Source organism: Priestia sp. ABM2_011, from assembly GCF_056158845.1.
Window position 1 is genome coordinate 112,306 of sequence record NZ_JBSWUB010000001.1, and the last position, 12,427, is coordinate 124,732.

The following is a 12,427-nucleotide window of genomic DNA, read 5'->3' on the forward strand; positions in this document are numbered from 1 at the left end:
GCATGAATAAATTCTACACCATCATCATTATAGACAACGAAATAGAATCTATACATATTAATTATACACGACGACGTTTTGGTGGGCGGCATCCGTTGTGAGGTACAGGAGTAACATCTCTAATAGCTGTTACTTCTAAACCTGCAGCTTGAAGAGCACGGATAGCTGCTTCACGACCAGCACCAGGGCCTTTAACTGTAACTTCAAGAGTTTTCATTCCGTTATCCATAGAAACTTTTGCAGCAGCTTCAGCAGCCATTTGCGCAGCAAATGGAGTGGATTTACGAGAACCTCTGAAGCCAAGTGCGCCTGCACTAGACCAAGCAATCGCATTACCGTGAACATCTGTAATTGTTACAATAGTGTTGTTAAACGTTGAGCGAATATGAGCTACACCAGCTTCAATATTCTTTTTCACGCGACGTTTACGTGTATTAGTTTTACGTGCCATCTGTTAATGACCTCCCTTACTAATTATTTCTTCTTGTTCGCTACAGTACGGCGTGGGCCTTTACGTGTACGAGCATTGTTTTTACTGTTTTGACCACGAACTGGTAAACTACGACGGTGGCGGATACCACGGTATGAACCAATCTCAATTAAACGTTTGATGTTTAAAGAAACTTCACGACGAATATCGCCTTCTACTTTATAGCTATCTAAAATATCACGAATTTTACCTAATTCTTCTTCTGTTAAGTCACGAACGCGAGTATCTTCAGAAACTCCAGCTTCAGCTAGAACTTTTTCAGCAGTTGGACGACCAATACCGAAAATGTATGTTAATGAAATTACTACACGCTTGTCACGAGGAATATCAACACCAGCAATACGTGCCATATGAATAGTGCACCTCCTTATTGATTAACCTTGTTTTTGTTTATGCTTAGGGTTTTCACAAATTACCATTACTTTACCTTTTCTACGGATAACTTTACATTTTTCGCAGATTGGTTTAACTGATGGTCTGACTTTCATGTTTCATACCTCCTTGATAGTACGGAGTGCATAGGTTTTATTTGAAACGGTACGTAATTCTACCGCGAGTTAAATCGTATGGTGACAATTCTACAGTTACTTTATCACCAGGTAAGATTCGAATGAAATGCATGCGAATTTTTCCTGATACGTGAGCAAGTACTGTATGACCATTTTCTAATTCTACCTTGAACATAGCGTTAGGTAAAGTCTCAGCAACTGTACCTTCAACTTCAATTACATCGTCTTTTGCCATTAAAGTGCTCTCCTTTCTTTGAAACAGTAACAAGCTATCATTAAACGACTTAAAAAGAACCTGTTCTGAACATCCGGAGATCGTAATCATTAAATTCAAGATGATTGACGCTAATATACATCTTTACCATTTTAACAGCAATTCAGACGAAAAACGATCATCGTGAATTTAGATAATTACTGTTTACTGTCCAGTGCATCTAGCGAGGAATGGATAGAGATAACATCCTTTAACATTACAATGCTGTCAGAATTTCATATCCCGTCTCAGTAATTGCAATAGTATGTTCGAAGTGCGCACACATTTTACCATCCACTGTCACAACTGTCCAGTTATCAGGTAATGTCTTTACATATCGCATACCAGCATTCACCATTGGCTCAACTGCCAATACCATGCCTGGACGTAGACGCGGTCCTTTATTCGGTGGACCATAATGAGGTACTTGCGGATCTTCATGTAAGTCTTTGCCGACACCATGGCCAACATATTCTCTTACAATCGAAAAGTTACGTGATTCTGCGTACTGTTGAATAGCATGTGAAATATTCGACAAACGCTCACCCGGCTTCGCTTCTGCTAATCCTTTGTAGAGAGATTGCTCAGTCACATCAAGCAGCTCTTGATTTTCTAATGAAATCTTTCCTACTCCATATGTCCAAGCTGAGTCACCATGATAGCCACCGAATTTAGCTCCGATGTCTAAACTGATGATATCCCCTTCATTAAGCTTGCGTTCTCCCGGAATACCATGAACTAATTCTTCATTCACAGAAGCACATACACTGCCGCGAAAACCATTATACCCTTTAAAAGACGGAATTGCATCATGTTGACGAATAAAATTTTCAGCAATTGCATCCAATTCTATAGTCGTAATACCTGGAACGATATGTTTTTTCAACTCTTGATGAGTTAAAGCCACGATTCGTCCAGCTTCACGCATGACCTCAATTTCCTCTGGTGTCTTGCAAATGATCATTGCTTAACCCCAGCAAGTAATTGACGAACATCCTCAAACACAATGTTAATATCTTGATTACCATTAATATTGCGTAGATAACCTTTTTCTTGATAAAAATCAAGTAGAGGTTGAGATTGTTTAACATTAACTGAAAGTCTAGTTGAAACCGTCTCAGCATTGTCATCTGCACGTTGATAAAGCTCTCCGCCACATTTGTCACAAACTCCTTCTTTCGCAGGAGGATTGAATACTAAGTGGTAAGTAGCTCCGCAATCTTTACAAATGCGGCGTCCAGTAAGACGCTCCATTAAAATGCTTTGATCTACATCAATATTAATCACATAATCAATTTGCTTGTTTAGTTCTTTTGTAATTGTTTCAAGAGCTTCTGCTTGGGCTACTGTTCTCGGGAAGCCATCAAGTAAAAAGCCGTTTTCACAATCTTGTTTGTTTAAACGCTCGCGCACAATTCCAATTGTTACTTCATCAGGAACAAGGTTACCTTGGTCCATAAATGATTTAGCTTTTAAACCTAGTTGCGTTCCTTCTTTAATTGCAGCTCGGAACATATCTCCTGTTGAGATATGAGGGATATCGTAATGCTCAACGATTTTTTCTGCTTGAGTACCTTTCCCAGCACCAGGAAGGCCCATTAACACTAAATTCATTTCTTGCTTCCCCCTCAGTATCTTATCCGTTTAATGGGAAAGCAGCCTGCCTCCCACTAAACAGCTTTACTTAATAAATCCCTTATAATGGCGTTTCACTAATTGACTCTCAAGTTGTTTCATTGTCTCAAGAGCTACACCGACAACAATTAACAAACTAGTACCGCCGATTTGAGCAGATGAGGGTAGGTTTGCAATTTTGATGAACAGAACCGGCAACACAGCAATTAACGCAAGGAATATCGAACCGATTAATGTCAGACGATATAACACTTTCGTTAAATAAGCTTGTGTGCTTTTACCAGGACGAATGCCTGGGATGTAGCCACCTTGCTTTTTCAAGTTCTCTGCTACTTGTTCAGGGTTAACTTGAACAAATGTATAGAAGTAACAAAAAGCAATGATTAACGCTACATACACTATCATACCAATTGGCTTAGTATAGTCAAATGTATTCTGAATCCACGTCGTTACATCATTTGGACCGAAAAATGATGCAATTGTTGGTGGTGTGATAATAAATGAAACTGCAAAGATAACAGGAATAACCCCAGCAGCATTTACTTTTAACGGTAAATGAGTGGATTGACCTCCAACAGGATTACGACCAGCTGAACCCTTTGCATATTGAATAGGAATTTTTCGTAGCGCTTGTTGGAAGTAAATAACCCCAACAATAATAGCTAAAACTGCAATCGCAATTAAAACTACCGTTACGATACGAATGAATAATTGATCCCCAACGTCTTCAAATTGCTGTGCATAAATTTGATTTAATGTTGTCGGAATACCAGCTGCAATCCCAGCAAAGATAATGATAGAAATACCATTACCTACGCCTTTTGCAGTAATCTGTTCTCCTAACCACATTAAGAAGGCAGTACCTGCCGTTAACACTGTAGCAATTAGAAGATACGTAGAAATTCCTGGATTAGCGATCAATTGTCCGCCCGAAATATTGTTGAATCCTATAGACATACCTAAAGCCTGGATAAATCCAAGCACAATTGTTCCATAACGAGTTACTTGAGCTAATTTACGGCGCCCAACATCTCCCTGCTTTGACCATTCTGTAAACTTAGGTACAACATCCATCTGCAATAATTGGACGATGATGGATGCTGTAATATAAGGCATAATGCCCATAGCAAGAATGGAAAAGTTTTTTAACGCGCCGCCGCCAAATGTATTCAGAACTCCGAATACATTTAACCCATCTTGCAATTTTAGTACATCCGTATTAACACTTGGTACAGGAATAAATGTACCAATTCGGAAGACAATTAACATTAACAAAGTGAAAAAGATTTTTTGTCTTATTTCACGCACGCGCATTAAATTGGAGATTGTTTGAAACATTAGATCACCTCAACTGTACCGCCAGCAGCTTCGATAGCTTCTTTAGCAGTTGAAGAGAATTTAGCAGCTTTAACAGTTAGCTTAGAGTTTAATGTACCGTTTCCTAGTACTTTAACGCCAGCTTTTGCTTTGCTTACTAAACCAGTTTCGATTAATAATTCTGGTGTTACTTCAGTTCCATCTTCAAAACGGTTAAGAGCTTCTAAATTAACGATCGCGTATTCTTTGCGATTGATATTAGTGAACCCACGTTTTGGAAGACGACGGAATAAAGGAGTTTGACCACCTTCGAAGCCAGGTCTTACGCCACCGCCAGAGCGAGCGTTTTGCCCTTTGTGACCTTTACCTGAAGTCTTTCCGTTACCTGAACCAGTACCACGACCTACACGGTTACGTACTTTACGTGAACCTTCAGCTGGTTTCAATTCATGAAGTTTCATTCCGGAGCACCTCCTTAGAGTGACAATTTATACTTATTGCTCTTTTACTGTAACAAGGTGAGCTACTTTGTTAATCATTCCGCGAATTGCAGGATTATCGTCTTGAACGACAGTTTGATTTAACTTACGTAGGCCAAGTGTACGAACAGTTACACGTTGATCTTCTGGACGACCAATTACGCTACGAGTAAGGGTAATTGCTAGTTTGTTTGCCATTCCATATCCCTCCCTTATCCTAACAGTTCTTCTACAGTCTTGCCACGTAGTTTTGCAACATCTTCAGCACGTTTTAGGTTAGCTAAACCGTTAAGAGTTGCACGTACCATGTTGATTGGAGTGTTTGAACCTAAAGATTTAGATAGAATATCACTTACTCCACCCAATTCTAGTACCGCACGAACTGGGCCACCAGCGATAACTCCTGTACCTTCAGAAGCAGGTTTTAAGAAAATTTGACCTGCACCAAATTGTCCAAGGATTTCGTGTGGAATAGTTGTACCAACCATAGGTACAGTAATTAAGTTTTTCTTCGCATCTTCAATTGCTTTACGGATTGCATCTGGTACCTCTTGTGCTTTACCAGTACCGAATCCAACGTGACCGTTTTTGTCACCAACTACAACTAATGCAGCGAAGCGGAAACGACGTCCACCTTTCACAACTTTAGCTACGCGGTTAACGGTAACAACACGTTCTTCAAGCTCTAATTTATTTGGATCAATACGACGCATGATTTTCCCTCCTTTTACAATTAGAATTGTAATCCAGCTTCACGAGCAGCGTCAGCTAATGCTTTAACACGGCCATGATATAAATAACCGCCACGGTCGAATACTACTTCGTTTACACCTTTTTCTACTGCGCGTTTAGCGACTAATTCGCCAACTTTGATAGCAGCTTCAGTGTTACCAGTGCTTTCTAAAGTCAGGTCTTTATCTAACGTTGAAGCACTTGCGATTGTTACTGAATTTAAATCGTCGATAACTTGTGCGTAAATATGTTGATTAGAACGGAACACGTTTAAACGCGGACGAGTTGCAGTTCCAGATAACTTCGCACGAACACGAGCATGTCTTTTTTTACGAACTTTGTTTTTATCAAGCTTCGTGATCATTTCGGGCACTCCTTTCTTTTACCTAACCGGCATTACTTCTTAGCAGTTTTACCTTCTTTACGACGTACATATTCGCCTTCGTAACGAATACCTTTACCTTTGTAAGGCTCTGGTGGACGAACGTCACGAATATTTGCAGCTAATGCACCTACGCGTTCTTTATCAATACCTTTAATAACGATCTTAGTTTGAGAAGGAACTTCGATTTCGATTCCTGTTTCAGGAGTAATCTCAACTGGGTGAGAGTATCCAACGCTCAATACTAATTTGCTACCAGATTTTTGTGCACGGTAACCTACACCGACTAATTCTAAACCACGTTCGAATCCTTTAGTAACACCTTCAACCATGTTACCTAAAAGGCTACGAGTAGTTCCATGAAGAGCGCGGTGCTCTTTATTGTCACTAGGACGATTAACAACTAATACGTTGTCTTCAACTTTAATTTCGATTTCAGGGTGGAATGTACGAGTTAATTCACCCTTTGGTCCTTTTACAGTTACAGTGTTGCTCTCGTTCGTAACTGTAACACCTGCTGGAAGTTCTAAAGGCTTTTTACCAACACGTGACATAGTTACACCTCCATTCACATTTAAAACTTATTACCAAACGTACGCTAATACTTCTCCACCAGTTTGCTTTTGACGAGCTTCTTTGTCAGTTAAAACACCTTGAGAAGTAGAAACGATTGCGATACCTAAACCGTTAAGTACACGTGGTACTTCATTAGTTTTTGCATAAACACGTAGACCAGGTTTACTGATACGTTTTAAGCCTGTAATTACACGTTCGTTATTTGAACCGTATTTTAAGAAGATACGGATAATACCTTGTTTGTTGTCTTCGATGTATTCTACATCACGTACGAAACCCTCACGCTTAAGGATTTCTGCAATTTGCTTCTTAATGTTAGAAGCAGGAACTTCAATTTTCTCATGACGAACCATGTTCGCATTGCGGATACGAGTTAGTAAATCTGCAATAGGATCAGTCATTACCATATTAATTTACCTCCTTCCCAAACTTGGGTTTTACCAACTAGCTTTTTTAACACCAGGAATTTGACCTTTATAAGCAAGCTCACGGAAACAAATACGGCAAAGCTTGAATTTACGTAGTACTGAGTGTGGACGTCCACAACGTTCGCAACGTGTATACTCTTGTACTTGGAATTTTTGCTGGCGTTTTTGCTTCGCAATCATTGATTTTTTAGCCACATTTTCGCCTCCTCTGCTTAACGTTGGCAGTTATTACTTCTGGAATGGCATACCGAACTGAGTTAAAAGCTCACGAGCTTCTTCATCAGTGTTTGCTGTTGTAACAATAACGATATCCATACCACGAACTTTAGTTACTTTATCATAATCGATCTCTGGGAAGATCAATTGTTCTTTAACACCTAACGTGTAGTTTCCACGACCATCAAATGCTTTTTTAGATACACCACGGAAATCGCGCACACGTGGAAGTGATACTGATACTAATTTATCGAAGAATTCGTACATACGCTCGCCGCGTAAAGTAACTTTCGCACCGATTGGCATACCTTCACGAAGACGGAAACCAGCGATAGATTTTTTCGCACGAGTTACAACAGGTTTTTGACCAGTGATTTCAGCTAGTTCTTCAACAGCGTTATCTAAAGCTTTTGAGTTAGAAACAGCATCACCGATACCCATGTTGATTACGATCTTGTCGATTTTTGGCACTTGCATTACAGATTCATAATTAAACTTGCTAACTAGAGCAGGAGTAATCTCTTTTGTAAATTTCTCTTTAAGACGGTTCATGTGAACTAAACCTCCCTTCACATTTCATTAATTATTTATCTAAAGTTTCACCAGATTTTTTTGCTACACGTACCTTTTTGCCATCGATAACTTGGTACCCAACACGAGTTGGCTCACCAGATTTAGGATCCAACGGCATTACGTTTGATACGTGGATAGGTGCCTCTTGGCTAACGATTCCACCTTGTGGATTTACTTGAGAAGGTTTAGAGTGTTTTTTCACAACGTTCACGCCTTCAACAAGTACACGGTCTTTCTTTGGGAAAGCTGCAAGTACTTCACCTTGCTTACCTTTGTCTTTACCAGAGATAACCACTACTTTGTCGCCCTTTTTAACATGCATCCTATTCGCACCTCCTTAAAAGGCATTTTGTATTTGTTCTATATATCAATTAGATAACTTCTGGAGCCAATGATACGATCTTCATGAAGTTGTTATCACGTAATTCACGAGCAACTGGTCCGAAGATACGAGTACCACGTGGTCCTTTGTCGTCACGGATGATTACGCAAGCATTTTCGTCGAAACGGATGTAAGAACCGTCAGTACGGCGAACACCACTTTTTGTACGTACAACAACAGCTTTAACAACGTCACCTTTTTTAACAACGCCTCCTGGTGTTGCTTGTTTCACCGTACAAACGATAACATCACCAATGTTTGCTGTCTTACGACCTGAACCACCAAGTACTTTAATAGTAAGTACCTCACGTGCACCAGAGTTGTCTGCAACTTTTAAACGAGATTCTTGTTGAATCATGTACGAAACCTCCCTTCGGATGAATCATTCTTATCCGATCTATCTTAACTATTAGATGATAACAGCTTTTTCTACAACTTCTACTAGACGGAAACGTTTAGTAGCTGATAACGGACGAGTTTCCATGATCTTCACGATATCGCCTAGTTGAGCTGTATTGTTTTCATCGTGAGCTTTGAATTTCTTTGAGTATTTTACACGCTTGCCATAAAGCGAATGCTTTTTGTAAGTTTCAACAAGAACAGTAACAGTCTTATCCATTTTGTCAGAAACTACGCGGCCAGTGTAAACTTTACGTTGGTTGCGTTCACTCATTCTGAAAGCCTCCTCTCAGACTTAATTATTTATTAGCAGCAATCTCTCTTTCACGAACTACAGTTTTCATACGAGCGATCGATTTGCGCACTTCGCGAATACGAGTAGTATTCTCTAATTGTCCAGTCGCTAATTGGAAACGAAGGTTAAACAACTCTTCTTTTAAAGCCTTAACTTTTTGTTCAATTTCAGCAGTGGTAAGGTCACGAATTTCATTAGCTTTCATTAGAATCACCACCAATTTCTTCACGTTTTACAAACTTACATTTTACAGGTAGCTTGTGTGCAGCTAAACGTAAAGCTTCACGTGCAACCTCTTCAGATACACCTGAAATTTCAAACATTACTTTTCCAGGTTTAACAACTGCTACCCAACCTTCAGGAGCACCTTTACCAGAACCCATTCGGACTTCTAGAGGCTTAGCAGTATAAGGTTTAGAAGGGAAAATTTTAATCCATACTTTACCGCCACGTTTCATGTAACGAGTCATTGCGATACGAGCAGCTTCGATTTGACGGTTTGTAATCCAAGAAGCTTCAGTAGCTTGTAAACCGAATTCACCGAAATGTACTTCCGTACCACCTTTAGCGCGTCCACGCATTTTTCCGCGATGTTCGCGACGATATTTAACGCGTTTTGGTAATAACATAATTATTTTCCTCCTTCCTCAGTTTTCTTTTTAGTAGGAAGAACCTCTCCACGATAGATCCATACTTTCACACCAAGTTTACCATAAGTAGTATCTGCTTCAGCGTGAGCATAGTCAATATCAGCGCGAAGTGTATGAAGTGGAACTGTACCTTCACTGTAATATTCAGAACGAGCAATATCAGCTCCGCCTAAACGACCAGATACCATTGTTTTGATACCTTGTGCGCCAGCACGCATACTACGTTGGATAGCTTGCTTTTGAGCACGACGGAATGATACACGGTTCTCAAGTTGGCGAGCGATGTTTTCAGCTACTAGTTTAGCATCTAAATCTGCTCGTTTAATTTCAAGGATGTTAATGTGTACACGCTTGCCTGTTAATTGGTTAAGAGCTTTACGAAGTGATTCTACTTCAGTACCACCTTTACCAATTACCATACCAGGTTTTGCAGTGTGGATCGTTACGTTTAAGCGGTTAGCAGCGCGTTCGATTTCAACTTTAGAAACAGCTGCATCGTTTAAACGTTTAGCGATATATTCACGTACTTTTAAGTCTTCATGTAATAAGTCAGCGTAGTCTTTGCCAGCGAACCATCTTGATTCCCAATCACGGATGACACCGACGCGAAGACCGACCGGATTTACCTTTTGACCCATGAATTATCCCTCCTTCTTTTCTGATACCACGATTGTGATGTGGCTTGTGCGCTTGTTAATTTGGCTTGCACGTCCCATAGCGCGTGGACGGAAACGTTTTAAAGTTGGACCTTCGTTAACAAAAGCGTCAGTAATAACTAAATTGTTAGCGTCCATTTCATAATTGTGTTCTGCATTGGCAATAGCAGATTTTAATACTTTCTCAACGACTGGAGAAGCAGCCTTTGGCGTGTGAAGTAGCACTGCTAGCGCTTCACCCACTTGCTTACCTCGAATTAAATCTACAACTAAACGAACTTTACGAGGAGCAATACGTACTGTTCTCGCGACAGCTTTAGCTTGCATTTAAAAGCCTCCTCTCATATTAGCGTCTTGTTTTCTTATCATCACTTGCGTGACCTTTGTAAGTACGAGATGGTGCGAATTCACCAAGTTTGTGACCTACCATGTCTTCAGTAACATAAACTGGTACATGTTTACGACCGTCATATACAGCAATTGTATGACCAATGAACTGAGGGAAGATAGTTGAACGACGAGACCAAGTTTTTACTACTTGCTTGCTGTCAGTTTCGTTTAACTTCTCAATTTTGTTGATTAAATGGTCATCTACAAAAGGTCCTTTCTTTAAGCTGCGACCCATAAATGAACCTCCCTTCGTGATTGTCCTACGGTTCGTTTGAACCGTAGCTCAATCCCGTTATTTTTTACGACGACGAACGATAAATTTATCGGATTTGTTTTTCTTCTTACGAGTTTTGTAACCAAGTGTTGGTTTACCCCATGGACTCATTGGAGACTTACGTCCGATTGGAGAACGTCCTTCACCACCACCGTGTGGGTGATCGTTAGGGTTCATTACAGAACCACGTACAGTTGGACGAATACCTAACCAACGAGAACGACCGGCTTTACCGATGTTGATTAACTCGTGTTGTTCGTTACCAACTTGACCTACAGTTGCACGACAAGTTGCAAGGATCATGCGTACTTCACCAGAAGTTAAACGTACTAATACGTATTTACCTTCTTTACCAAGTACTTGAGCAGATGTACCTGCAGAACGAACTAATTGTCCACCTTTACCAGGTTTCAATTCGATGTTGTGTACTACTGTACCAACAGGGATGTTAGCTAAAGGAAGCGCGTTACCTACTTTAATGTCAGCTTCAGGACCTGACATAACTTCTAAACCTACTTTTAGGTTTTTAGGAGCAAGGATGTAACGTTTTTCACCATCAGCATAATGAATTAATGCGATGTTAGCTGAACGGTTTGGATCATATTCGATTGTAGCAACGCGTCCAGGTATTCCATCTTTATCGCGTTTAAAATCGATGATACGGTATTGACGCTTGTGCCCACCACCTTGGTGACGAACAGTCAATTTACCTTGGTTGTTACGACCACCTTTTCTCTTGACAGGTGCAAGTAACGATTTTTCTGGTTTGTCAGTAGTAATTTCAGCGAAATCAGAAACTGACATACCACGACGACCATTTGAGGTTGGTTTATACTTTTTAATCGCCATCTCAATTTCCCTCCTTCTCTAGTAATCTTAAGCTTCGAAGAATTCGATTTCGTTGCTCTCTTGAGTTAGTGTTACTACCGCTTTACGACGACGGTTAGTAAGACCACTGTAGCGACCTACACGCTTGAATTTACCTTTGTAGTTCATGATGTTTACTTTTTCAACTTTTACGTCAAAGATTTTTTCGATAGCATCTTTAACCTCAGTTTTATTAGCTTTTACATCAACATCAAACGTATATTTTTTCTCAGCCATTAAGTCTGTTGAACGTTCTGTAATTACGGGGCGCTTAATAATATCACGAGGATCTTTCATTATGCAAGCACCTCCTCTACTTTTTCAACTGCGTCTTTAGTGATTACAAGCTTATCATGGTTCATAACGTCTAATACGCTTAAACCATTAGCTGCAACAACTGTTACACCAGGAATATTACGTGCTGAAAGTGCAACATTTTCGTTAAGATCAGCAGTTACTACTAATGCTTTGCGTTCTACTGTTAGGTTTTTAAGAACTGCTACCATTTCTTTTGTTTTTGGAGCGTCAAAAGAAAGAGCTTCAAGAACAACGATGCTGTTATCTTGAGCTTTAGTTGATAATGCAGACTTAATTGCTAAACGACGAACTTTTTTAGGTAATTTGTAGCTATAGCTTCTTGGAACTGGACCAAATACTACGCCACCACCACGCCATTGTGGAGAACGGATAGATCCTTGACGAGCACGACCAGTACCTTTTTGACGCCATGGCTTACGGCCACCGCCTCTTACTTCAGAACGATTTTTAACTTTAGAAGTACCTTGACGTTGAGATGCGCGTTGCATTACGATCGCGTCGAAAAGTACTTTGTTGTTTGGTTCGATACCGAAAACGGCATCTTGAAGTTCGATCTCTCCAACGTTTTCACCGTTTTGGTTAAACAATGCTACTTTTGGCATTGGT

26 protein-coding genes are annotated in these 12,427 nt (G+C 40.1%); all 26 read right to left on the bottom strand.

Annotated features, from left to right (window positions below):
- Window positions 1–61: 61 nt before the first annotated feature.
- Window positions 62–451 (bottom strand): 30S ribosomal protein S11, encoded by a 390-nt coding sequence (gene rpsK, locus ACXAE4_RS00655; protein ID WP_028412666.1) that lies wholly within the window; start codon window positions 449–451, stop codon window positions 62–64.
- Window positions 452–474: 23 nt separating this feature from the next.
- Window positions 475–840 carry a 30S ribosomal protein S13 gene (rpsM, locus tag ACXAE4_RS00660; RefSeq protein ID WP_475235231.1) on the bottom strand — a complete coding sequence of 122 codons (366 nt, stop codon included), beginning with the start codon at window positions 838–840 and terminating at the stop codon, window positions 475–477.
- Window positions 841–864: 24 nt separating this feature from the next.
- Window positions 865–978 (bottom strand): 50S ribosomal protein L36, encoded by a 114-nt coding sequence (gene rpmJ, locus ACXAE4_RS00665; protein WP_003156543.1) that lies wholly within the window; start codon window positions 976–978, stop codon window positions 865–867.
- A 37-nt stretch (window positions 979–1,015) separates the two neighbouring features.
- Window positions 1,016–1,234, bottom strand: a complete 219-nt coding sequence (gene infA / locus ACXAE4_RS00670; protein ID WP_010285101.1) for a translation initiation factor IF-1 — start codon at window positions 1,232–1,234, stop codon at window positions 1,016–1,018.
- A 235-nt stretch (window positions 1,235–1,469) separates the two neighbouring features.
- Complete coding sequence (gene map / locus ACXAE4_RS00675) at window positions 1,470–2,216, bottom strand: type I methionyl aminopeptidase (protein WP_028412665.1); 747 nt, start codon at window positions 2,214–2,216, stop codon at window positions 1,470–1,472.
- Window positions 2,213–2,866 carry an adenylate kinase gene (locus ACXAE4_RS00680; protein WP_013054948.1) on the bottom strand — a complete coding sequence of 218 codons (654 nt, stop codon included), beginning with the start codon at window positions 2,864–2,866 and terminating at the stop codon, window positions 2,213–2,215. Before ACXAE4_RS00680 ends, map begins: the two co-directional genes overlap by 4 nt.
- A gap of 66 nt (window positions 2,867–2,932) precedes the next feature.
- Complete coding sequence (gene secY / locus ACXAE4_RS00685; protein ID WP_013054947.1) at window positions 2,933–4,225, bottom strand: preprotein translocase subunit SecY; 1,293 nt, start codon at window positions 4,223–4,225, stop codon at window positions 2,933–2,935.
- The gene (rplO, locus tag ACXAE4_RS00690; RefSeq protein WP_013054946.1) at window positions 4,225–4,665 is read right to left on the bottom strand and encodes a 50S ribosomal protein L15; all 441 of its coding nucleotides are present in this window, start codon (window positions 4,663–4,665) and stop codon (window positions 4,225–4,227) included. Before rplO ends, secY begins: the two co-directional genes overlap by 1 nt.
- Window positions 4,666–4,698: 33 nt before the next feature.
- Complete coding sequence (gene rpmD, locus ACXAE4_RS00695) at window positions 4,699–4,881, bottom strand: 50S ribosomal protein L30 (protein ID WP_013054945.1); 183 nt, start codon at window positions 4,879–4,881, stop codon at window positions 4,699–4,701.
- A gap of 14 nt (window positions 4,882–4,895) precedes the next feature.
- On the bottom strand, window positions 4,896–5,396 hold the full coding sequence (gene rpsE, locus ACXAE4_RS00700) for a 30S ribosomal protein S5 (protein WP_013054944.1): 501 nt from the start codon (window positions 5,394–5,396) through the stop codon (window positions 4,896–4,898).
- Between the two features lie 20 nt (window positions 5,397–5,416).
- Window positions 5,417–5,779 (bottom strand): 50S ribosomal protein L18, encoded by a 363-nt coding sequence (gene rplR, locus ACXAE4_RS00705; RefSeq protein ID WP_013054943.1) that lies wholly within the window; start codon window positions 5,777–5,779, stop codon window positions 5,417–5,419.
- A gap of 32 nt (window positions 5,780–5,811) precedes the next feature.
- Complete coding sequence (gene rplF, locus ACXAE4_RS00710) at window positions 5,812–6,351, bottom strand: 50S ribosomal protein L6 (RefSeq protein ID WP_013054942.1); 540 nt, start codon at window positions 6,349–6,351, stop codon at window positions 5,812–5,814.
- Between the two features lie 30 nt (window positions 6,352–6,381).
- Window positions 6,382–6,780, bottom strand: coding sequence for a 30S ribosomal protein S8 (gene rpsH, locus ACXAE4_RS00715; protein WP_013054941.1), 399 nt, complete (start codon window positions 6,778–6,780; stop codon window positions 6,382–6,384).
- 30 nt (window positions 6,781–6,810) lie between these two features.
- Window positions 6,811–6,996, bottom strand: coding sequence for a type Z 30S ribosomal protein S14 (locus ACXAE4_RS00720; protein ID WP_013054940.1), 186 nt, complete (start codon window positions 6,994–6,996; stop codon window positions 6,811–6,813).
- A 33-nt stretch (window positions 6,997–7,029) separates the two neighbouring features.
- The gene (rplE, locus tag ACXAE4_RS00725; protein ID WP_013054939.1) at window positions 7,030–7,569 is read right to left on the bottom strand and encodes a 50S ribosomal protein L5; all 540 of its coding nucleotides are present in this window, start codon (window positions 7,567–7,569) and stop codon (window positions 7,030–7,032) included.
- 31 nt (window positions 7,570–7,600) lie between these two features.
- The gene (gene rplX, locus ACXAE4_RS00730) at window positions 7,601–7,912 is read right to left on the bottom strand and encodes a 50S ribosomal protein L24 (RefSeq protein WP_013054938.1); all 312 of its coding nucleotides are present in this window, start codon (window positions 7,910–7,912) and stop codon (window positions 7,601–7,603) included.
- 49 nt (window positions 7,913–7,961) lie between these two features.
- Window positions 7,962–8,330: a 50S ribosomal protein L14 gene (rplN, locus tag ACXAE4_RS00735; RefSeq protein WP_013054937.1), complete on the bottom strand. Its 369-nt coding sequence runs from the start codon at window positions 8,328–8,330 to the stop codon at window positions 7,962–7,964.
- 51 nt (window positions 8,331–8,381) lie between these two features.
- Window positions 8,382–8,645 (bottom strand): 30S ribosomal protein S17, encoded by a 264-nt coding sequence (rpsQ, locus tag ACXAE4_RS00740; RefSeq protein WP_013054936.1) that lies wholly within the window; start codon window positions 8,643–8,645, stop codon window positions 8,382–8,384.
- Between the two features lie 25 nt (window positions 8,646–8,670).
- The gene (gene rpmC, locus ACXAE4_RS00745; RefSeq protein WP_013054935.1) at window positions 8,671–8,871 is read right to left on the bottom strand and encodes a 50S ribosomal protein L29; all 201 of its coding nucleotides are present in this window, start codon (window positions 8,869–8,871) and stop codon (window positions 8,671–8,673) included.
- Window positions 8,861–9,295 (bottom strand): 50S ribosomal protein L16, encoded by a 435-nt coding sequence (gene rplP / locus ACXAE4_RS00750; protein WP_013054934.1) that lies wholly within the window; start codon window positions 9,293–9,295, stop codon window positions 8,861–8,863. Before rplP ends, rpmC begins: the two co-directional genes overlap by 11 nt.
- A gap of 2 nt (window positions 9,296–9,297) precedes the next feature.
- A complete protein-coding gene (gene rpsC, locus ACXAE4_RS00755) occupies window positions 9,298–9,954 on the bottom strand; it encodes a 30S ribosomal protein S3 (protein ID WP_013054933.1) in 657 nt (218 codons plus the stop codon).
- Window positions 9,955–9,957: 3 nt separating this feature from the next.
- Window positions 9,958–10,299, bottom strand: a complete 342-nt coding sequence (gene rplV, locus ACXAE4_RS00760; protein WP_013054932.1) for a 50S ribosomal protein L22 — start codon at window positions 10,297–10,299, stop codon at window positions 9,958–9,960.
- A gap of 19 nt (window positions 10,300–10,318) precedes the next feature.
- Window positions 10,319–10,597: a 30S ribosomal protein S19 gene (gene rpsS, locus ACXAE4_RS00765; RefSeq protein ID WP_013054931.1), complete on the bottom strand. Its 279-nt coding sequence runs from the start codon at window positions 10,595–10,597 to the stop codon at window positions 10,319–10,321.
- A gap of 57 nt (window positions 10,598–10,654) precedes the next feature.
- Window positions 10,655–11,485, bottom strand: a complete 831-nt coding sequence (rplB, locus tag ACXAE4_RS00770; RefSeq protein WP_013081374.1) for a 50S ribosomal protein L2 — start codon at window positions 11,483–11,485, stop codon at window positions 10,655–10,657.
- A gap of 27 nt (window positions 11,486–11,512) precedes the next feature.
- The gene (rplW, locus tag ACXAE4_RS00775) at window positions 11,513–11,800 is read right to left on the bottom strand and encodes a 50S ribosomal protein L23 (RefSeq protein ID WP_028412664.1); all 288 of its coding nucleotides are present in this window, start codon (window positions 11,798–11,800) and stop codon (window positions 11,513–11,515) included.
- Window positions 11,800–12,423 (bottom strand): 50S ribosomal protein L4, encoded by a 624-nt coding sequence (gene rplD / locus ACXAE4_RS00780; RefSeq protein ID WP_013081372.1) that lies wholly within the window; start codon window positions 12,421–12,423, stop codon window positions 11,800–11,802. The genes rplW and rplD overlap by 1 nt, the downstream gene beginning before the upstream one ends.
- Between the last annotated feature and the right edge of the window lie 4 nt (window positions 12,424–12,427).

Coding starts and splice junctions, on each gene's coding strand:
- rplB (WP_013081374.1), bottom strand. CDS start 11,485: ATGGCGATTAAAAAGTATAAACCAACCTCAAATGGTCGTCGTGGTATG.
- rpsH (WP_013054941.1), bottom strand. CDS start 6,780: ATGGTAATGACTGATCCTATTGCAGATTTACTAACTCGTATCCGCAAT.
- ACXAE4_RS00680 (WP_013054948.1), bottom strand. CDS start 2,866: ATGAATTTAGTGTTAATGGGCCTTCCTGGTGCTGGGAAAGGTACTCAA.
- rplV (WP_013054932.1), bottom strand. CDS start 10,299: ATGCAAGCTAAAGCTGTCGCGAGAACAGTACGTATTGCTCCTCGTAAA.
- rplX (WP_013054938.1), bottom strand. CDS start 7,912: ATGCATGTTAAAAAGGGCGACAAAGTAGTGGTTATCTCTGGTAAAGAC.
- rplN (WP_013054937.1), bottom strand. CDS start 8,330: ATGATTCAACAAGAATCTCGTTTAAAAGTTGCAGACAACTCTGGTGCA.
- rpmJ (WP_003156543.1), bottom strand. CDS start 978: ATGAAAGTCAGACCATCAGTTAAACCAATCTGCGAAAAATGTAAAGTT.
- rplP (WP_013054934.1), bottom strand. CDS start 9,295: ATGTTATTACCAAAACGCGTTAAATATCGTCGCGAACATCGCGGAAAA.
- rpmC (WP_013054935.1), bottom strand. CDS start 8,871: ATGAAAGCTAATGAAATTCGTGACCTTACCACTGCTGAAATTGAACAA.
- infA (WP_010285101.1), bottom strand. CDS start 1,234: ATGGCAAAAGACGATGTAATTGAAGTTGAAGGTACAGTTGCTGAGACT.
- rplE (WP_013054939.1), bottom strand. CDS start 7,569: ATGAACCGTCTTAAAGAGAAATTTACAAAAGAGATTACTCCTGCTCTA.
- rpmD (WP_013054945.1), bottom strand. CDS start 4,881: ATGGCAAACAAACTAGCAATTACCCTTACTCGTAGCGTAATTGGTCGT.
- rpsQ (WP_013054936.1), bottom strand. CDS start 8,645: ATGAGTGAACGCAACCAACGTAAAGTTTACACTGGCCGCGTAGTTTCT.
- rpsE (WP_013054944.1), bottom strand. CDS start 5,396: ATGCGTCGTATTGATCCAAATAAATTAGAGCTTGAAGAACGTGTTGTT.
- rpsC (WP_013054933.1), bottom strand. CDS start 9,954: ATGGGTCAAAAGGTAAATCCGGTCGGTCTTCGCGTCGGTGTCATCCGT.
- map (WP_028412665.1), bottom strand. CDS start 2,216: ATGATCATTTGCAAGACACCAGAGGAAATTGAGGTCATGCGTGAAGCT.
- rpsS (WP_013054931.1), bottom strand. CDS start 10,597: ATGGGTCGCAGCTTAAAGAAAGGACCTTTTGTAGATGACCATTTAATC.
- rpsM (WP_475235231.1), bottom strand. CDS start 840: ATGGCACGTATTGCTGGTGTTGATATTCCTCGTGACAAGCGTGTAGTA.
- rplW (WP_028412664.1), bottom strand. CDS start 11,800: ATGAAAGATCCTCGTGATATTATTAAGCGCCCCGTAATTACAGAACGT.
- secY (WP_013054947.1), bottom strand. CDS start 4,225: ATGTTTCAAACAATCTCCAATTTAATGCGCGTGCGTGAAATAAGACAA.
- rplR (WP_013054943.1), bottom strand. CDS start 5,779: ATGATCACGAAGCTTGATAAAAACAAAGTTCGTAAAAAAAGACATGCT.
- rpsK (WP_028412666.1), bottom strand. CDS start 451: ATGGCACGTAAAACTAATACACGTAAACGTCGCGTGAAAAAGAATATT.
- rplO (WP_013054946.1), bottom strand. CDS start 4,665: ATGAAACTTCATGAATTGAAACCAGCTGAAGGTTCACGTAAAGTACGT.
- rplF (WP_013054942.1), bottom strand. CDS start 6,351: ATGTCACGTGTTGGTAAAAAGCCTTTAGAACTTCCAGCAGGTGTTACA.
- rplD (WP_013081372.1), bottom strand. CDS start 12,423: ATGCCAAAAGTAGCATTGTTTAACCAAAACGGTGAAAACGTTGGAGAG.